The organism is Methylobacterium sp. 142-1Y (genome assembly GCF_057747795.1).
In genome coordinates this window covers 6,142,797-6,161,054 of record NZ_CM173224.1, presented here as the reverse complement: position 1 = coordinate 6,161,054, position 18,258 = coordinate 6,142,797, and the positions used below count along the sequence as shown (strand labels likewise).

Here is an 18,258-nt window from a genome sequence, read left to right as displayed (position 1 = left end):
CCTAATCACCTCATGCTCTCCCACGATTCTCCCCCCTACGACGTGATCGTCGTCGGCGGCGGCCATGCGGGCGCCGAAGCGGCCGCCGCCGCCGCGCGTTACGGTGCCCGCACCGCCCTGGTCACCCATCGCCGCGATACGCTCGGGGCGATGTCCTGCAACCCGGCCATCGGCGGCCTCGGCAAGGGCCACCTCGTGCGCGAGGTCGATGCCCTCGACGGGCTGATGGGCCGGGTGGCGGATCGGGCAGGGATTCAATTCCGACTGCTCAATCGCCGCAAGGGACCGGCGGTGCGGGGACCACGCACCCAGGCCGATCGAAAGCTTTACGCCCGGGCGATGCAGACGCTTCTGAGCGAGACGCCGAACCTCACCATCGTCGAGGGCGAGGTCGCGGATCTCACCGTCATCGAAGGTCGGGTCGTCGGCGCAACGCTCGCCGATGGACGCGCCCTCCCCTGCCGCGCCGCGGTCCTCACCACCGGGACCTTCCTGCGCGGGCTGATCCATATCGGCGAGGTCACGACGCCGGCCGGACGGATCGGCGAGAAGCCGGCGCTCGGCCTCTCCGCGACCCTCGATCGCCACGGCTTCGCCCTCGGTCGCCTGAAGACCGGTACGCCGCCGCGCCTCGACGGCCGCACCATCGATTGGCACGGGATCGACAAGCAGGCGGCCGACGACGAGCCTGTGCCGTTCTCGACTCTGACCGAGCGGATCACCACGCCGCAGATCGAGTGTGGGGTGACCCGGACGGGCCAGGCGGCGCACGACCTGATCCGGGCCAACCTGCATCGCTCGGCGATGTATTCCGGCGGCATCACCAGCCGCGGGCCGCGCTATTGCCCGTCCATCGAGGACAAAGTGGTTCGCTTCGGCGACCGCGACGGCCACCAGATCTTCCTTGAACCGGAAGGCCTCGACGATCCGACCGTCTATCCGAACGGCATCTCCACCTCCCTTCCCGAGGAGGTGCAAGCCGGCATCGTCCGCCTGCTCCCGGGCTGCGAGCGAACGGTGATCCTGCGCCCGGGCTACGCGATCGAGTACGATTACGTCGATCCGCGCGAGCTCGACCCGACGCTTCAGACCCGCCGCATCGCCGGCCTGTTCCTGGCCGGCCAGATCAACGGCACCACCGGCTACGAGGAGGCGGCCGGCCAAGGGCTGGTGGCCGGACTCAACGCCGCCCGTTTGGCAGGCGCCGCCGATCTCGCGGTGTTCGACCGGGCCGAGTCCTATATCGGCGTGATGATCGACGATCTCGTGACCCACGGGGTCAGCGAACCGTACCGCATGTTCACCTCACGCTCGGAATATCGACTCAGTCTGCGGGTCGACAATGCCGATGAGCGCCTGACCGGTCGCGGTCTCGCCCTCGGCTGTATCTCGTCGGCTCGGGCTGCCCGTGATGCGGCGCGCCGCGAGGCGCTTCAGGACGCTCGCCAGACGCTGGAGAGCTTGAGCCTCACGCCCACGGAGGCGCAGCGCTACGGCATTGCCCTCAACCGTGACGGCATTCGCCGCTCGGCCTTTCAGTTGCTCTCCTATCCGGAGATCACCTGGGACCGGCTCCTGGCAGTCTGGCCGCAGCTCCGAGACATCCCCCCTGCCCTGGCCGACCGTGTCTGCACGGATGCGACTTACGCGGTCTATCTCGACCGGCAGAGGGCCGACATCGCGGCCTTCCGGCGCGATGAGGCGGTGGTGCTCCCCGCCATGCTCGATTACGGCAGCATCGCCGGGCTCTCGAACGAGTTGCGGCTGAAGCTCGGGACAGTGCGTCCCCTCACCCTCGGCCAAGCTGCCCGCATCGAGGGCGTCACTCCTGCCGCCCTCACCCTGCTCGCTGCCCATGCCCGTCGCGGCGCTACCGCCGAGGTTCCGGCCGAATGACCAAATCCCCGTTGACGAAGTCTCCTTCCGGCCGAGACGCCGTCCTGCGAGATGCCGGCGTTTCACGTGAAACAGCCGCTGCCCTCGATCTCTACGTCGCCCAGCTCACCCGCTGGCAGTCGATCAAGAACCTCGTCGGACCCTCGACCCTGGCCGAGGTCTGGACCCGGCACGTCGCGGATTCGCTTCAGCTCCTGGCCCTCGCCCCCGATGCGACGCGTTGGCTCGATCTCGGCAGCGGCGCCGGTATCCCAGGCCTGATCCTGGCGATCGCCGGGCGCGACCGTCCCGGCTTCCGCGTCGACCTCGTCGAGAGCAACGGCCGCAAGGGCGCGTTCCTGCAGGAGACGGCGCGCCTCACTGGCGCACCGGCCAAAATCCACGTCGCGCGCATCGAGACGGTGATCGCGGGCTTCACTGATTCGCAGATCGTGACTGCCCGGGCTCTCGCGCCGCTTTCGCAGCTTATCATCTGGACCGCACCCTTGTTGAAAAATGGCGCGATCGGGCTTTTTCCGAAAGGGCGTGATGTCTTAACCGAATTGACCGAGGCCGAGGAAAGGTGGAGATTTGCCGCGGATCTGATCCCGAGCCGGACCGATTCTGATGCCAGAATCGTCCGCGTCTCCAGCGTGAGCGGCCTTCTCCCATGATCGCGGACCCCCCCGAGTCGCAGGCGAGCGGCAGCCCGCGGCCCCTGCGCATCATCGCGCTCGCCAACCAGAAGGGCGGCGTCGGCAAGACCACGACGGCAATCAACCTCGGCACCGCCCTGGCGGCGATCGGCGAGCACGTGCTGATCGTCGACCTCGACCCGCAGGGCAACGCCTCGACCGGCCTCGGCATCGACCGGCGCCAGCGCCGCCTCTCGACCTACGACGTGCTCGCCGGCGAGGCGCCCCTCACCGAGGCCGTACAAGCCACCGCGGTGCCGCGTCTCTCGTTGATCCCATCCACGATGGACCTGCTGGGCCTCGAAATGGCGATGGCGAGCGCGCCGGACCGGGCGCAGCGCCTCCGCCGGGCCCTCGAGCCGCTCGATCTCGGCGACATGCCGGAGGATCAGCGTTTCACCTACGTGCTGATCGACTGCCCCCCCTCGCTCAACCTGCTGACCCTCAACGCCCTCGCGGCGGCGCATGCGGTGCTGGTGCCGCTGCAATGCGAGTTCTTCGCCCTCGAAGGATTGAGCCAGCTCCTGCGTACCGTCGAGCAGGTCAAGGGCGCCCTCAACCCGGGCCTGGCGATCCAGGGCGTGGTGCTGACGATGTTCGATCCGCGCAACAACCTGTCGGCGCAGGTGGTCGCCGACGTGCGCGAGTTCATGGGCGACAAGGTCTACGAGACCATGATCCCCCGCAACGTGCGCGTCTCCGAGGCGCCGTCGCACGGCAAGCCGGTGCTGCTCTACGATCTCAAATGCGCCGGCTCGCAGGCCTATCTGCGGCTCGCCTCCGAGATCATCCAACGTGAGGGCCGTCTTCCGGCCGCCGCCTGAACCAGCGTAATGGAGTCGATGAGAGGATGAAGGGTATGGCGGAGGAGGGAGCGCGGCCGCGCCTCGGGCGAGGTCTCGCGGCGCTGATCGGCGATTTCGGCGAGGAGACTCCCGCGGCCGCCGAAAAGCCGAGGGCCGGCCAGAGGCGCGTGCCGATCGAGTTCCTGCGGCCCAATCCACGCAACCCGCGTCGCCATTTCGCCGAGGCCGAGCTCGAGGAGCTGTCGGCCTCGATCCGCACCCGCGGTGTAATCCAGCCGATCGTGGTCCGGGCGCTCGCCAACGTGCCCGACGCGTTCGAGATCGTCGCCGGCGAGCGGCGCTGGCGGGCGGCGCAGCGGGCCGGCCTGCACGACGTCCCGGTGGTCACGGTCGAGATCGACGACCGCACCTCGCTCGAATACGCGATCCTGGAGAACGTCCAGCGCGCCGATCTCAACGCCATCGAGGAGGCGGCGGGCTACGAGCGGCTGATGAGCGAGTTCCGCTACACCCAGACCGAGCTCGCCGAGATCATCGGCAAGAGCCGCAGCCACCTCGCCAACACCCTGCGCCTGCTGCAATTGCCGCCCGGGGTGCAGGACCACGTGATAACCGGCACGCTCACCGCCGGCCATGCAAGGGCGCTCCTCGCCGTCAAGGACCCGGAGGGAATCGCCCGCCGGGTGATCGAGGACGGGATGACGGTGCGCGAGGTCGAAGCCCTGGCCGCCGGCGAGCAGACCGGTACCGGCCCACGCCCGGGCCGTCCGCGCAAGGCGGCTGTGGAGAAGGATGCGGATACCCGCGCCCTCGAGCGGCGCCTGGAGGAGGCTCTCGGGGTCGTGGTGTCGATCGAGGCCAAGGGCGCCGGCGGCGAGGTTCGCTTGCGCTATGCCAGCCTCGATCAGCTCGACGGACTGTGCCGGCGCCTGGAAGCGTAAGGATCGCAAGGCCAAGCTTCAGGCTCGGCCTTGGAATGAGAGGGGAGGGGGCGCGTCAGCCCCTTCTCGCCGCTTCGCTCGCCAGGCGCAGGAAGAGATCGGCCGCGATGGCGTGCGAGAAGTCGCCCCCGGCCCGGCGGGCATTGAGCACCGCGTCTTGCAACAGCGAGACCGCCCGACGTAACGAGGCCGGGCTCCAGCGGGCGAGTTGCGTCTCGACGATCTTCTGACGCCGGAAATGCAGGCCACGCCATCCCGCCACCATCGCGCTCGGGCTCTTGCCCTCGCCATCGAGGCGGGTGGCGAGAAGGGTGAGAGCGTGGCGGAGCGCTCCGCCCAGCATCACCGAGGCGTCCATGCCCTCGATCTGGAAGCGCCGATAGCTGCGCTCGGTCTCGGCGATCCGTCCGGCAAAAGCTGCATCGATCAGCGCGTTGAGCATCGATCCGGAAACGTCGCTGCCGATTGCCTCGACATCGTCGATGCCGATCTCGCCCTGGCCGCGAGCGTAAAGCGCCAGCTTCTCGATCTCGCCGAGGCTCGCCCGTCGGTCACCACCGAGGCCGCTGGCAAGCAGGTCGCGGGCCTCGCGGGTGATGCGCAAGCCGTCCGCCCGCAACGTTTTGTCGATCAGGTCGGCGAGGGTGCCGGCATCGTCCGGGTAGCAGGGGATCGCGAGCGCCCGTGGCGAACGTTCGCAGATCACGCGCAAGGGCGCCGACTTGGCGAGATCGCCGGCCTCGACCACGATCCGCGTGTCGGCGCTCTCGTGCTTGAGGGCGGCGTCGACCGCCGGCGCGTAGTTGCGGCTGCCAGGACGGACCCAGACAGCCCGCTTGCCGCCGAACAGCCCGACGGTGGCGGCTTCGTCGACGAGGCGGCCGGGATCGCTCGCCAGCACGTCGCCGTCGAGCTTCACCAGCGCGAAGGGGTCCGAGGGATCGTCGACCGCCTTCTCGGCCAGGAGGCGGGCACGCTCGGTCACGAGACCGGTATCCGGGCCGTAGACCAGGATCACGGCGATGCGCGGGTCGGGGCCGCGGCGCAGCAGGCCCTCGACCTCGCCAGCCTTCACGGCGGTCACGACAAGCCTCCGGCGGTCATCATGCGCTCAGGGCTGGGTCGCCAGGATCGCGGCGACGCGTGTCTTGATCTGGTCGGAAAGGAGCTTGGCCAGCCGGATTTCGGCATCCCGGGCGGCGCGCAGGCTGGCGAAGCGCTGGGCCGAGCGGTCGTAGGTGGCGGTCCCTTGCGCGACGCCCTCGGTAATGGTGCGGTCGCCGGAGAGCGTCTGGACCTTGTAGGAGGCGGTGCCGACCAGCGTCGCGGCTTCCGCCCGGCCGGTGATCGAGCTGACGATCGGCGTCTGCACCGTCTCGCTCGCCGCAAGGGTCAGGCGATACTTCTTCTCCGCCGGCGTCCCTGAGCCGTCGAGGTCGAAGACCAGCTCGCTGCGCAGGTAATGACCGAGGCGCTCCTGGCCCTGCGCGGTCTTGGCCGGCTCGACCTGGATCGAGGCGAGCACGGCGCTCAGGGGCGCGCCGGAGGCGGTCGGCCCGTAGAGCGGCCGGAAGCAGGCCGAGAGGCCGAGAGCCAGGGTGGCGACGAGAGTGAGGTTCCGCGCCGTCTTCGCCGTGCTGCCTGCCATGAAGGTCCGTCCTGCCACCGCTTGATTCGTCACCGCGACGCTGACGCGGTTACCGCTACGCTGAGGTTCTGCCAAGGGGTTCTGCCAAGTGGAGTGAACACGCCCCGCGGGCTCCCAGGATAGAGCCGGCGATCTAAAGAATCTCTGCGGCGACAGCAGGGCCGTCGGCCGGTCGGATGGTGGAAATCGGGCATAAGACGACCGGAGTGAAAACGAGAAGGGCCCGGCGATCGGGAGATCGCCGGGCCCTCGTCTCTATCAATCCGTCACGCCCGCTCAGACCACGATGTTGACGATGCGCAACGGCACCACGATCACCTTGCGGGGCGGCTTGCCTTCGAGCGCCCGCTGAATGGGCTCGAGGGCCAGGACCGCATCCTGCACCGCCGCCTGATCGGCATCGCGCGGCACGGTGACGTCGGCGCGCTTGCGGCCGTTGATCTGCACCGGCATCGTGACGCTGTCCTCCACCAGCAGGTCGTGACGGACGGACGGCCAGGAAGCCTCCGCCACCAGGCCGTCCTGCTTGAGCGCCGTCCAACAGGCCTCGGCGAGGTGCGGCATCATCGGGGCGATGAGCTGCACCAGGATCAGCGTTGCTTGGTGCAGGGCAGGGGAGGGGGCATGGCCGCGCTCGGCATTGACCGCCTCCTGCAGGCTGTTCGCCAATTCGTAGATATGGGCGACGCAGCGGTTGAAGCGCAGGCGCTCGATGTCGTCGCCGACCGCCGCCAGCGCCTTGTGCGCCGCCTTCAGCGCGGCCTCGCTGCCGGCGGCAGCGGGTTCGGAACCGCCTTCCGCGATCTCGCTCACCATGCGCCAGACGCGCTGGACGAAGCGCGACGCGCCTTGCACGCCATCCTCGGTCCAGATCACATCGCGCTCCGGCGGCGAGTCGGAGAGCATGAACCAGCGGGCGGTATCGGCGCCGTAGGAGGCGATGATGTCGTCTGGATCGACGACGTTCTTCTTCGACTTCGACATCTTCTCGATCGCCCCGATGGCGATCGGCGCGTCGGTTTTCACGTGAAACGCTTTGCGCGTTCCATCCTCGGTTACCAGCTTGACGTCGACCGGCTGCACCCACGCTCCGGCCTCGTCGCGATAGGTCTCGTGGACGACCATGCCCTGCGTGAACAGGCCGGCGAAGGGCTCGTCGAGCCCGGCCCAGCCGGTCTGGCGCATCGCCCGCATGAAGAAGCGGGAATAGAGCAGGTGCAGGATCGCGTGCTCGATGCCGCCGATATACTGGTCGACCGGCAGCCAGTGATCGGCCACCGCCTTGTCGGTCGGCGCGTCCGTGAGCCACGGGGCGGTGAAGCGGGCAAAGTACCAGGACGAATCGACGAAGGTGTCCATCGTGTCGGTCTCGCGGCGGGCCGGCTTGCCGCAGGACGGGCACGGCACGTTGCGCCAGGCCGCATCGCGCTCCAGCGGGTTGCCGGGCACGTCGAACGAGACCTCCTCCGGCAGCCGCACCGGCAGGTCGGCGACCGGCACCGGCACGACGCCGCAAGCGTCGCAATGGATGACCGGGATCGGGCAGCCCCAGTAGCGCTGGCGCGAGACGCCCCAGTCGCGCAGGCGGAACTGCACCCGGCGCTTGCCGACCGAAGCGCCGTCGAGGGTCTCGGTCTCCAGGCGATCGGCGACGGTCTTGAACGCCTCGTCGGTGCTCATCCCGTCGAGGAAGCGCGAATTGATCATCCGGCCGTCGCCGTCATAGGCGGTGTCGGTGATCGTGAAGGCGGCGGGATCCTGGTCCGGCGGGCAGACGACCGGCGTGTTGCCGAGACCGTACTTGTTGGCGAAGTCGAGATCGCGCTGGTCGTGGGCCGGGCAGCCGAACACCGCGCCGGTGCCGTACTCCATCAGCACGAAATTCGCGACGTAGACCGGCAGGGTCCAGGACGGGTCCAGGGGGTGGCGCACCCTCAATCCGGTGTCGAAGCCGAGCTTTTCCGCCGTATCGATCGCAGCCTGGGCGGTGCCCATGCGCCGGCACTCGGCGATGAAGTCCTGCAGGGCCGGGTTGTCCTTCGCCACCGCGGCGGCAAGCGGATGGTCGGCGGCGACTGCCAGGAACTTGGCGCCGAACAGCGTATCGGGCCGCGTCGTGTAGACCGTGACCTCGGAGCTTGCGCCCTCCGGCACCGCCTCCAGGGCGAAGCGCAGCTCCAGCCCTTCCGAGCGGCCGATCCAGTTGCGCTGCATCAGCCGGACCTTCTCCGGCCAGCGCTCCAGCGTGTCGAGCCGGTCGTCGAGGTCCTGGGCGAAGTCGGTGATCTTGAAGAACCACTGGGTCAGCTCGCGCTGCTCGACGAGCGCACCTGAGCGCCAGCCGCGCCCGTCGATCACCTGCTCGTTGGCGAGCACGGTGTGATCGACCGGGTCCCAGTTCACCTTGGCGGTGCGGCGCGAGACCAGCCCGGCCTTCAGGAAGTCCAGGAACATCCGCTGCTGGTGCTTGTAGTAGTCGGGATCGCAGGTCGCGATCTCGCGGCTCCAGTCCAGCGACAGGCCCATCGATTGCAGCTGCGCCCGCATCGTCGCGATGTTGGCGTAGGTCCACTCCCGCGGGTTGACCTTGTTCTGCATCGCGGCGTTCTCGGCCGGCAGGCCGAAGGCGTCCCAGCCCATCGGATGCAGGACGTTGAAGCCCTTGGCGCGCTTGTAGCGGGCGACCACGTCGCCCATCGCGTAGTTGCGCACGTGGCCCATATGGATGCGCCCCGACGGGTAGGGGAACATCTCGAGCACGTAGTATTTCGGGCGCGGATCGTCGTTGCGGGTGCGAAAAATCTCCCGCTCGGCCCACACCTGCTGCCAGTGGGGCTCGGAATCCTTCGCGTTGTAACGTTCGGCCATGGCGGCGTCTTTGCGACCGGTCGGCGCCGGCGCCGAGAGCACCGGCGGCAGGGATGAAGGGAAAACGTCACGGCCGCAAACGGTTGAGCTTGCTCGGCGCGGCGCCGGCGGACTAGGACACGGTTTGGTCCCGAGGGTCAACAATCAAGCAAGGCGGCGCGCCGCCGGGAAGGATAGCGGTCATGATCGACCCGCAGACCATCGTGGCGAACCTGACCGAGGTACAGGGCGAGATCGCTCGCGCCGCGCAAGACAGCGAACGCGATCGGGCAGACGTCGCCCTCATCGCCGTGTCGAAGACGATTGCCGCCGAGGGGATCCGCCCGGCCCTGGCTGCGGGCCAGCGGCTGTTCGGCGAGAACTACGTGCAGGAGGCCAAGGCGAAGTGGCCCGCCTTGCGCGAGGAATATCCGCAAGCCGAGCTGCACCTGATCGGCCCGCTGCAATCGAACAAGGCCCGCGAGGCGGTGGAGCTGTTCGACGTGATCCATACCCTCGACCGGACCTCGCTCGCGGCGGCCCTGGCGAAGGAGATTCAGCGCAGCGGCCGGCACCCGAGGCTGCTGGTGCAGGTCAATACCGGCGAGGAGCCGCAGAAGGGGGGCGTGGCGCCGGGCGCGGTCGATGCCTTCCTGGCCGAGTGCCGGGACACGCACGGCCTCACCGTCTCGGGGCTGATGTGCATCCCGCCGGCGGCGGATCCGCCCTCGGCGCATTTCGGCTTGCTGGCGGCAATCGCCCGCCGCCATGCCCTGCCGATCCTGTCGATGGGGATGAGTGCCGACTACCCGGCGGCCATCCAGATGGGCGCGACCCATGTGCGGGTCGGCAGCGCGATCTTCGGGGCGCGCCAGCCGCAGGGCTGACGCGCAACCTCAGTCAGTTGGCGTGCAGGCAGCGGATCTCCTCCCGCGCCTGCTCCAGGAAGCGGACACGGTCCTCGTCCGTGAGCAGGATGGGAGAGTTGGGCAGCCCGTCGCGATAGCGGGCGCCGAAATCCCAGAGGGTACCGCGCGCGCCCTCCGCCGCGTGGATCTGTCGGGCACGAACGATCTCGGTCGCGGTGTAGGCGTCGAGCATGCGTCTCTCCCCTGCGTCCGATAAGGCTTTTGTGTGGCAAGCCAGACCCTACAGGATGTTTTCGCGCTGCGCGAGTGTGGCAGCGTTACCAAAATGAAAGAGTTTTTTGTGCTACGCAGCATGATTCGACGAGAAGATCCCGTCGAATTGTTCGCGTTGCCGGAGAACAGCTTGCCTAGATCGTGAGGCGGGTGCCGGGCCCGAGGCGGCGCAGGAGCCGGATCAGGTCGGGGCGGCGCAGGGCCACGCAGCCCTCGGTCGGCCGGAAGCCGGGGCGGGCGACGTGCAGGAAGATGGCGCTGCCGCGTCCGGGACGGATCGGGCCGCGATTGTAGTCGAGGTCGATCACGAGGTCGTAGAGCCCGTCGTCGCGCCACATCGCTTCGGCGCTGATGCCCGGGGCGGGGAGCGGGATCGGGCGGTTGTAGCGCCGGTCGTAGGCCTCGTCGCACCAGCCGTCGCCAGGGCGGATGCGGCGCAAGGGGAGGAGGGTCGCGGGCCGACCCCCGAGCCGGTCGGGCCGGTAGAAGCCGCCGCGCAGGCGAAAGGTCCCGCGGGGCGAGGCGCCGTCGCCCTCGCGCTTCCGGTGGGTCTGGCCGCCCTTGCCGAGGGCGCAGGGAATCAGCACCGGGCCGGCGATCAGCGTGCCGCGGCGGCGGTCGAGGGGATCGGGGCGGACCCGCAGGTGCCGGAGGGTGGTGCGCTTCATGAGCACCGTCTTACGGCGCCGTCGCGGGACCCGTCGAGGGGAGCGTGACAGGAGGCGGGGTCCGGCGGAGAATGGCGCTGAGACCCCGTATCCGAGCCGTCGCCATGCCCGAATCTCTCTCCGTCCTCGATGCCGTCCCGGACTGGCTCGGCTGGCTGCCGCCGCGCCTCGTCGCGGTCGATGTCGAGACGACGGGGTTGTCCGGAGCCGACCGGGTGGTGAGCTTCGGCGCCGTGGCGCTCGCCACCGCCTCGCTGGCCACCGGAACGCCTGAGATCGCCTGCCACCACCTGATCTTCGATCCCGGGCGGGCGAGCCATCCGATGGCCGAGGCGGTGCACGGTTACGACGACTGGCTCCTGCGCCACCAGGACCCGGTGGGCGCCCATGCGGGCGCCCTGGCGGACCTCCTCGCCGGGGCCGACCTGATCGTGGCCCACAACGCCGCCTTCGATCTCGGCTTTCTCGACCGCGAGCTGGCCGCCGCCGGGCTGCCGCCGGTCGCCGCCAAGGTCTACTGCACCATGGAGGCCTATCGCCGCCGGGGCGAGAAGGGGAGGGCGGCCCTCGACGCGGTGTGCCGGCGCATCGGCATCGCCCGGGTCGGTGCCCGCCACGGTGCGCTGGAGGATGCCTGGCTGGCGCTTCGGGCCTATCTCTGGCTCCAGGCCTGCCCGGTGGCGGTGGCGCGCCCGGAACTTGCCGCGCCGAGCAACCTGCGCCCGGCTCCGCCGCGCCCGGACGGCCCCTTGCCGCCCCGTCCGTGAGCCGGCGGCCGTGGACAGGCCGGTCCCCGGCCCTTGCCGCGGCTTGGCGCTCCGCTACTCTGCCCCGCAAGCTGCCAGGCTGCGCTCCGTCCGGGAGTGCCGCCCCGGCCGGCGGCGGGTCGCCCGTTCGCCTTCCTCGAGAGTGCCGGTTCGATGTCGAACGCCCACCGCCTGCTCGTCGTCGACGACGATCCGACCCTGCGCGACACCCTCACCGAGCAGCTCGCCCTGTCGGACGCCTTCGAGGTGGCGACCGCCGAGACCGCGCGGGGCGCGATGGACCGGGTCGCGGCCGAGCGCGTCGATCTCGTGGTGATGGATGTCGGCCTGCCCGATCTCGACGGGCGCGAGGCGGTGCGGCAGATGCGCCAGGGCGGCTTTCGCGGCCCGGTGATCATGCTGACCGGCCAGGTCTCGGATGCCGACACGGTGCAGGGGCTGGATGCCGGCGCCAACGACTACGTGACGAAGCCGTTCAAGTTCGCGGTGCTGCTCGCCCGCATCCGCGCCCAGTTGCGCCAATACGAGGCGAGCGAGGACGCGGTGTTCCAGATCGGCCCCTATACCTTCCGTCCGGGCGCCAAGCTCCTCGTCGGCGAGCGCGGCTCGAAGCTGAAGCTCACCGAGAAGGAGACCGCGATCCTGCGCTTCCTCTACCGGGCCGGACGGCAGGTAGTCGGGCGCGACACCCTGCTCGCCGAGGTGTGGGGCTACAACGCCCAGGTCACCACCCACACGCTCGAGACCCACATCTACCGCCTGCGCCAGAAGATCGAGCCGAACCCGGCGACCGCCTCGATCCTGGTGACGGAGGGCGGCGGGTACAAGCTGCTGCCATAGGCACGGGGGGATGGCTGAGCCGGTCGGTGACCGTGGGTCATCGAAAGTCCCAGGATCATCCCACGCGCAACCTCATCCCGAGGTGTGGAGCGATCGACGATGGACTGATACCAATGGTCCAAGATGCTGACGCATCGGGCCATTGATCCATCTCGAATTTTCGATTTCAAGCCAGAGGCTTGGCGAAAATTCGAGAGCGGAACCAAAGGTCGTTTCCAACGACCGTTGGTATGACACCTCGGGATGAGGGCGTGAATGGGAACGACGCCGGAACGGATGCTCCATTCGTCAAGCGATCATCCCGCGCGCCTCGACCGGCAACGTCCCGACGATCGCCCCGTCCCGCACCGCCACCAGCTCGTCGACCATGTTGACGACGACGCAGACGTGGTTGGGCACCACCTCGACCAGGGTGCCGACCGGGGGCCGCGAGGTGCAGGCCGAGAGGTCGAGGAAGCCGTGCTCCTCGGCGAAGGCGCCGATCCGGGCGCCGGGATGGTCGGGCAGCAGGCCGAACCCGTCGAGGCCGCCGCCGGCGTCGCTGGTGAGCGTCTTGGAACCGGCATCCAGGATGCCGCGCTCGAGGCCTGCCCGGCTCACCACCCGGGCGAGCACCGCGAGGGCGCAATCGTCGAGTGTCGCGACGCCCGCCGCCATCATCATGCGGTCGTTGAAGATCACCGTGCCGGCCCGGTGCTCCGTGGCGCCGCGGACCCGGCCGAGTTCCGGCAGGTTCGGCGTGCCGCCGGTCGAGACGATGCGGGCGGTCAGACCATGCTCGGCGAGCCCCGCTTGCGCCGCGTCGAGGAAGCGTTGCGCGCCGTCGGCGTCGCCGGCTGGGGGATAGAGGAGCAGGCCCGCGAAGGCGAGGCCGGGCCGGGCGGCGATGTCGCGGGCGAGCGCCACCGCCTCGCCCGGGGTCTCGACGCCGGCGCGCTTGCGGCCGGTGTCGCATTCCACCACCACGTCGAGAGTGCGCCCGCCCGCTTGCGCGGCCTCGTGCAGGCCCGCCACCGTGATCGCGTTGTCGGCCGCGACGGTGATCCGGGCAGCGCTCTCGCGCAGGAGCCGGCCGAGGCGCCCGAGCGCGTGCGGGCCGATCAGGTTGTAGCTCACCAGGATGTCGTCGATCCCGGCCCGGGCCATCACCTCGGCCTCGCCGATCTTCTGGCAGGTGACGCCGCTTGCGCCGGCCTCGATCTGCATCCGGGCCAGCACCGGGCTCTTGTGCGTCTTGATGTGCGGGCGGTTGGCGAGGCCGGCCGCGTCGCAGGCGGCCTGGAGCCGGGCGATGTTGCGGGCCACCCGGTCGAGGTCGATCACCACCGCCGGCGTGCCGTGGCGGCGGGCGATCTCCTCGCGCAAGGCGGGGCTCAGCATCGCGGCGCATCCCGGCAGGGCGTCGGCGCAATCGTGTCGGCACGCATCGTGGTCCCTCCTGGCGGCGGTTCTTTCGCGGGCCGGATCCTAGAGCATTTTCCGACGAAGTGGATGCCGGTTCGTCGCAGAAAATGCGGCAAAATCAAAGACCTAGAGCAGCCCTCGATCGCGTTGCAATCGGTACCATGCTGGATCTTCGATCTTGGCTATGTCTTTGATATTGAGATTATTTCTCCTCGACGAGCCGGCATGTGCCCCGCCGCAGGATGCGCCGGCCGCGGCCGTCTGTGCCACCTCGGGCACGTCAGCCATCCACATGAGGGCATCCCTCCGTTTCCGCCGGGCAACCCAATGTTAGAAATCCGCTACTAGAGAGAGAACATCCCAGCACCGCGCAACGGAGCGTCGATGCCGTCCGGACCCCGCAGGCGACCCTCCACCGCGTCCCGCACGCTGGCCGGATCGATCGTGGTTGCCACCCTGGTGATTGGTGCGGTTTCCGGCCTGACGGTCATGCAGATGCGCGCGAGCGCCTGGGATCAGGTCGGCCGGGTGTCGCAGAACCTGCTCGAATCGGTCGAGCACATGGTCGACCGCAACATCGAACTCTATGACCTGTCGCTCCAGGCCGTGGTCGAAGGCCTGCACAACCCGGAGGCCGACGGCATCGCGCCGAGCCTGCGTCAGGTCGTGCTGTTCGACCGGGCCGCCACGGCGACCGGCCTCGGCGCCATCCTGGCCCTCGACGCGCAGGGGCAGGCCTTCGCCGATTCGACCGATCCGGTGCCCCGCCGGCTGAGCTTTCCCGACGCGGATTTCTTCCGAGTCCACAAGGAGCGGGGGGATGTCGGCCTCTATATCGGCAAGCCGTTCCGGACGAAGCCGGACGGGCGCTGGGTGATCCCGCTCAGCCGCCGCCTCGCCTATGCCGACGGGGCCTTCGCCGGCGTCGTCGTCGGCACGATCGACATCGGCTACTTCAACGCCCTGTTCGGCCGCCTCAGCCTCGGCGACCACACCCGCATCGCCTTCTTCCGCGAGAGCGGCGAGCTTCTGGTCCGCAGCCCGGTGATGGAGGACGCGATCGGCAAGGACCTGACGGCGGCGCCGCATTTCCGGAACTTCCTCGAGCACCGCTCGGGACAGTTCGTCGCGACCGGCTACACCGAGGCGATCGAGGGTCTGTTCAGCTACAGCCGGATCGGCGACCGCCCGCTCATCGCCGCGGTGGTGGTGCCCACGCGGGCCATCGCCGAGCTGTGGCGGCCCAGGGCAATGGCGATCGTGGCCGTGGTGGCCTTCCTGTGCGGCGGCATGATCGGGCTGACCCTGGTGCTCCAGCGCGAGCTCGAACGGCGGGCCCGCGCCGAGGAGGGAGCGCTCGCGGCCAACCGCGACCTCGCCCGCCTCGCCCATACCGACGGACTCACCAACCTGCCGAACCGGCGCCACTTCGACGAGGCCTTCGCGCGGGCGCGCGCGGAGGTCGCGCGGACGGGCGTGCCTCTCTCCCTCGTCCTGCTCGATGCCGACCGGTTCAAGCGCTACAACGACACCTACGGCCACCTCGCCGGGGACGAGGTGCTGCGCGCCGTCTCCCGTGTGCTGCAGCGCCAGGTCGGCGAGCCGGACGAGACCGCCTGCCGGATCGGCGGCGAGGAATTCGCCGTGCTGCTGCCGGGGGCGTCCGGTGCCGAGGCCGCGGCCCGGGCCGAGCGCATCCGCCAGGCCCTGGCCCGCCTGCAGATCCCGCATGTCGGCAACGAGGGCGGTGTCGTCAGCGTGAGCCTCGGCGTCGCCGAGGTGCAGCTGGCCGAGACCGCCGGGCAGTCCTTCGCCGCCGCCGACGCGGCGCTCTACGAGGCCAAGCGCCAGGGGCGCAACCGCGTGGTGGCGCGACCCGGCGGCGCGGAGGCCGTGCGGGTCGCGTGACGCTGCGCAGACTGACGGTGGCGCGCCGACGCAAGTCTGCTTAGAGGAGTCTGCTTAGAGCTTGTCTGCGCGGAGCTTGACGCTCGGGCGGACCGGACGGACGCGTGAGGACCGCGCGAGGCGCATCACGGGGAGAGCGGGGCCGTTGGCGCTCGACGACGACATCGCGATTCTGGAAGCGGCGCCGCTGTTCGGCCTGATGAACCGGGACGCCCTGCGGCTGATCTCGTTCGCCGCCGAGCGCCGGCAACTCGCGCCGGGCGCCGTGCTGTTCACCCGCGGCGACACCGCCGAGGGCGGCTTCGTGGTGACCCGCGGCACGGTGGTGCTGGAGCCCCGCGGGCCCCGCGGCGCCCCGGTCGAGGCCGGGCCCGCCGCGCTGATCGGCCAGGCCGCCCTGTTCTTCACCCTGGAGCGGCCGACCACCGCGCGGGCCGGCGACGGCCCGGTCGAGGTCATGGTCGTCACCCAGGCGGTGATGCGCCGGATGCTCGAAGTGTTCCCCGATGCCGCCGCGGTCATCCACGATGCGCTCGCCGACGAGCTCGCCGCGCTCACCCGCGCCTTCGCCGACAGCCGCGCCGCCGACCCGACGTGACAGCACGGCAGGGGCTTTGGTAGAGGGGACGCCGCAACGAAACGAACTCCCGCCTGGACGCCTCCCATGTCGCACGCCGATCTCGCCCGGACCATCGAAGCCGCCTGGGAGGACCGCGCCGGCATCGGCGCCGATACGCGCGGGCCGGTGCGCGAGGCCGTCGAGGCCGCCCTGGTGCTCCTCGATTCCGGCGAGGCCCGGGTCGCCGAGAAGAGCGAGGGCGGTGACTGGCACGTCAACCAGTGGCTCAAGAAGGCGGTGCTGCTCTCCTTCCGCCTCAACGACATGTCGCTGATCCAGGGCGGGCCGGGCGGCGGCGGCTGGTGGGACAAGGTGCCGTCGAAGTTCGAGGGCTGGGACGCCGCGCGCTTCCGCGCCGCCGGTTTCCGAGCGGTGCCGGGTGCGGTGGTGCGCCGGGGCGCCCATATCGCGCCCGGTGCGGTGCTGATGCCGTCCTTCGTCAATCTCGGCGCCTATGTCGGCGAGGGCTCGATGATCGACACCTGGGCCACGGTCGGCTCCTGCGCCCAGATCGGCAAGCACTGCCACATCTCCGGCGGCGCCGGTATCGCCGGCGTGCTCGAGCCGCTCCAGGCCAACCCGGTCATCATCGAGGACAATTGCTTCATCGGCGCCCGCGCCGAGGTGGCCGAGGGCGTGATCGTCGGCGAGGGCAGCGTGCTCTCGATGGGCGTCTATATCGGCGCCTCGACCAAGATCATCGACCGGGCCACCGGCGAGGTCACCTACGGCCGGGTGCCGCCCTACTCGGTGGTCGTGTCGGGCACCCAACCCGGCAAGGCGCTGCCGGACGGCACCCCCGGCCCGTCGCTCTACTGCGCCGTCATCGTCAAGCGGGTCGATGCCGGCACCCGGGCCAAGACCGGCATCAACGAGCTCCTGCGGGACTGATACCAACGGTCGTTGAAAGCGACCCTTGGTTCCGGTCTCGAATTTTCGCCAAGCCTCGAATTTTCGCCAAGCCTCGAATTTACGCCAAGCCCGAGGTCCCGGACTTCTGGGCTTGGTGTCGACAATTCGAGATGGGTCGACGGTCCCGTCGATCTGGGGCCTGCCCGAGATCGAATCGATGCGTCAGCATCTTGGGCCGTCGGTATGAGTCTTCCCCAGCGTCGCGGTCTCGTCTTTCAGACCGCGACGTTGTCGATGAGGCGCGTGCGGCCGAGGAAGGCCGCCGCCAGCACCCGCGCCGGACCCTCGACCCGCTCCAGCGGCGCCAGGGTCTCGGCATCGTTCACCGACAGGTACTGCACCGGCGCAAAGCCCGCCGCCTCCAGCGCCGCCCGGCCCTCCGCCAGGGCGGGTGCCGTCGCCGCCCCGTTGCGCACCGCCTCGGCCACCCGTTGCAGCACGGCATGCATCGCCGGCGCGGCCCGCCGCTCCCCCTCCGAGAGGTAGCGGTTGCGCGACGACAGGGCGAGGCCGTCCGGCTCGCGCAGGGTCGGCGCGCCCTCGATCGCGACCGGGATGTCGAGGTCGCGGGCGGCGCGCCGGATCACCTGGAGCTGCTGAAAATCCTTCTCGCCGAAGATCGCCCGGTCGGGCAGGCCTTGCAGCAGGAGCTTCGTCACCACGGTGGCGACGCCGGCGAAATGCCCGGGGCGCAAGGGGCCGCACAGGACCTCCGTCAGTCCCGCCACCGTCACGGTGGTGGAGAAGCCCTGCGGATACATGGTGTCGACGTCGGGCAGGAAGGCGGCATCGGCCCCGATTGCGGCGAGCAGGGCGAGATCGGCCTCCAGGACGCGCGGATAGCGTGAAAAGTCCTCGTTGGGGCCGAACTGCGTCGGGTTGACGAAGATGCTGACCACGACCCGCCGGCTTCCCGCCTGCGCTTGCCGCACCAGGGACAGGTGCCCCTCGTGCAGCGCCCCCATGGTCGGCACCAGGGCCACGCCCTCCCCGGCCGCCCGCCAGCCCCGCACCTGCGCCCGCAGGGCGGCGACGTCGGTCAGCCGGAGAACGGGGGTGGAGTGGGCAGGGGACGGTGATAGGGTCATCGTCGATCTCCGGTCGGTCGAACCGGCGCGACCGTAATCGGGGCGGGAGCCGGGCGCCAGGGTCGCGCCGCGCCGAGATGCGGGGAAGATCCCCCGCC

At 69.9% G+C, this 18,258-nt stretch carries 17 protein-coding genes; 10 read left to right on the top strand and 7 right to left on the bottom strand.

Annotation, left to right across the window (positions count from 1 at the left end; all coding sequences use genetic code 11):
* Window positions 1–12: 12 nt before the first annotated feature.
* Genes mnmG through AC3AOF_RS28225 form a run of 4 tightly spaced genes read left to right on the top strand, consistent with a single transcriptional unit; the run spans window position 13 to window position 4,317 of the window.
* Window positions 13–1,896, top strand: a complete 1,884-nt coding sequence (gene mnmG / locus AC3AOF_RS28240; RefSeq protein WP_488347136.1) for a tRNA uridine-5-carboxymethylaminomethyl(34) synthesis enzyme MnmG — start codon at window positions 13–15, stop codon at window positions 1,894–1,896.
* Entirely contained in the window at window positions 1,893–2,549 is a 657-nt protein-coding gene (rsmG, locus tag AC3AOF_RS28235) for a 16S rRNA (guanine(527)-N(7))-methyltransferase RsmG (RefSeq protein WP_488347135.1), read from the top strand. Before mnmG ends, rsmG begins: the two co-directional genes overlap by 4 nt.
* The gene (locus tag AC3AOF_RS28230) at window positions 2,546–3,394 is read left to right on the top strand and encodes a ParA family protein (protein WP_488347134.1); all 849 of its coding nucleotides are present in this window, start codon (window positions 2,546–2,548) and stop codon (window positions 3,392–3,394) included. The genes rsmG and AC3AOF_RS28230 overlap by 4 nt, the downstream gene beginning before the upstream one ends.
* A gap of 35 nt (window positions 3,395–3,429) precedes the next feature.
* Complete coding sequence (locus AC3AOF_RS28225) at window positions 3,430–4,317, top strand: ParB/RepB/Spo0J family partition protein (protein WP_488347133.1); 888 nt, start codon at window positions 3,430–3,432, stop codon at window positions 4,315–4,317.
* A 55-nt stretch (window positions 4,318–4,372) separates the two neighbouring features.
* Here AC3AOF_RS28225 and holA read toward each other — a convergent pair whose 3' ends face one another.
* From holA to leuS, 3 genes are all read right to left on the bottom strand, one after another.
* Window positions 4,373–5,401, bottom strand: coding sequence for a DNA polymerase III subunit delta (holA, locus tag AC3AOF_RS28220; RefSeq protein ID WP_236987745.1), 1,029 nt, complete (start codon window positions 5,399–5,401; stop codon window positions 4,373–4,375).
* 27 nt (window positions 5,402–5,428) lie between these two features.
* A complete protein-coding gene (locus AC3AOF_RS28215; RefSeq protein WP_236987746.1) occupies window positions 5,429–5,965 on the bottom strand; it encodes an LPS assembly lipoprotein LptE in 537 nt (178 codons plus the stop codon).
* A 276-nt stretch (window positions 5,966–6,241) separates the two neighbouring features.
* The gene (gene leuS / locus AC3AOF_RS28210) at window positions 6,242–8,833 is read right to left on the bottom strand and encodes a leucine--tRNA ligase (RefSeq protein WP_236987747.1); all 2,592 of its coding nucleotides are present in this window, start codon (window positions 8,831–8,833) and stop codon (window positions 6,242–6,244) included.
* A 182-nt stretch (window positions 8,834–9,015) separates the two neighbouring features.
* On the opposite strand from leuS, the gene AC3AOF_RS28205 reads away from it, so the two are divergent.
* Window positions 9,016–9,699 carry a YggS family pyridoxal phosphate-dependent enzyme gene (locus tag AC3AOF_RS28205; protein WP_488347132.1) on the top strand — a complete coding sequence of 228 codons (684 nt, stop codon included), beginning with the start codon at window positions 9,016–9,018 and terminating at the stop codon, window positions 9,697–9,699.
* Window positions 9,700–9,712: 13 nt separating this feature from the next.
* Here the strand turns inward: AC3AOF_RS28205 and AC3AOF_RS28200 are convergent, their stop codons facing one another.
* Window positions 9,713–9,913, bottom strand: coding sequence for a hypothetical protein (locus AC3AOF_RS28200; protein ID WP_236987749.1), 201 nt, complete (start codon window positions 9,911–9,913; stop codon window positions 9,713–9,715).
* A gap of 175 nt (window positions 9,914–10,088) precedes the next feature.
* Window positions 10,089–10,622: a L,D-transpeptidase family protein gene (locus AC3AOF_RS28195; RefSeq protein ID WP_488347131.1), complete on the bottom strand. Its 534-nt coding sequence runs from the start codon at window positions 10,620–10,622 to the stop codon at window positions 10,089–10,091.
* Between the two features lie 104 nt (window positions 10,623–10,726).
* Between AC3AOF_RS28195 and AC3AOF_RS28190 the strand changes: the two genes are divergently transcribed.
* Together AC3AOF_RS28190 and AC3AOF_RS28185 are read left to right on the top strand one after the other, a co-directional pair.
* Complete coding sequence (locus AC3AOF_RS28190) at window positions 10,727–11,389, top strand: 3'-5' exonuclease (RefSeq protein WP_236987751.1); 663 nt, start codon at window positions 10,727–10,729, stop codon at window positions 11,387–11,389.
* 153 nt (window positions 11,390–11,542) lie between these two features.
* Window positions 11,543–12,229, top strand: a complete 687-nt coding sequence (locus AC3AOF_RS28185; protein ID WP_236987752.1) for a response regulator transcription factor — start codon at window positions 11,543–11,545, stop codon at window positions 12,227–12,229.
* Window positions 12,230–12,517: 288 nt separating this feature from the next.
* Here the strand turns inward: AC3AOF_RS28185 and AC3AOF_RS28180 are convergent, their stop codons facing one another.
* Window positions 12,518–13,606, bottom strand: coding sequence for an alanine racemase (locus AC3AOF_RS28180; RefSeq protein ID WP_442919336.1), 1,089 nt, complete (start codon window positions 13,604–13,606; stop codon window positions 12,518–12,520).
* 411 nt (window positions 13,607–14,017) lie between these two features.
* Here AC3AOF_RS28180 and AC3AOF_RS28175 point away from each other — a divergent pair, with 411 nt between their 5' ends.
* The 3 genes from AC3AOF_RS28175 (at window position 14,018) to dapD (ending at window position 17,051) form a co-directional block, all read left to right on the top strand.
* Window positions 14,018–15,541, top strand: a complete 1,524-nt coding sequence (locus AC3AOF_RS28175; protein WP_488347130.1) for a sensor domain-containing diguanylate cyclase — start codon at window positions 14,018–14,020, stop codon at window positions 15,539–15,541.
* 145 nt (window positions 15,542–15,686) lie between these two features.
* Window positions 15,687–16,139 (top strand): cyclic nucleotide-binding domain-containing protein, encoded by a 453-nt coding sequence (locus AC3AOF_RS28170; RefSeq protein ID WP_488347129.1) that lies wholly within the window; start codon window positions 15,687–15,689, stop codon window positions 16,137–16,139.
* Window positions 16,140–16,205: 66 nt separating this feature from the next.
* Complete coding sequence (gene dapD / locus AC3AOF_RS28165; protein WP_488347128.1) at window positions 16,206–17,051, top strand: 2,3,4,5-tetrahydropyridine-2,6-dicarboxylate N-succinyltransferase; 846 nt, start codon at window positions 16,206–16,208, stop codon at window positions 17,049–17,051.
* A 236-nt stretch (window positions 17,052–17,287) separates the two neighbouring features.
* Here the strand turns inward: dapD and panC are convergent, their stop codons facing one another.
* Complete coding sequence (panC, locus tag AC3AOF_RS28160; RefSeq protein ID WP_488347127.1) at window positions 17,288–18,160, bottom strand: pantoate--beta-alanine ligase; 873 nt, start codon at window positions 18,158–18,160, stop codon at window positions 17,288–17,290.
* Between the last annotated feature and the right edge of the window lie 98 nt (window positions 18,161–18,258).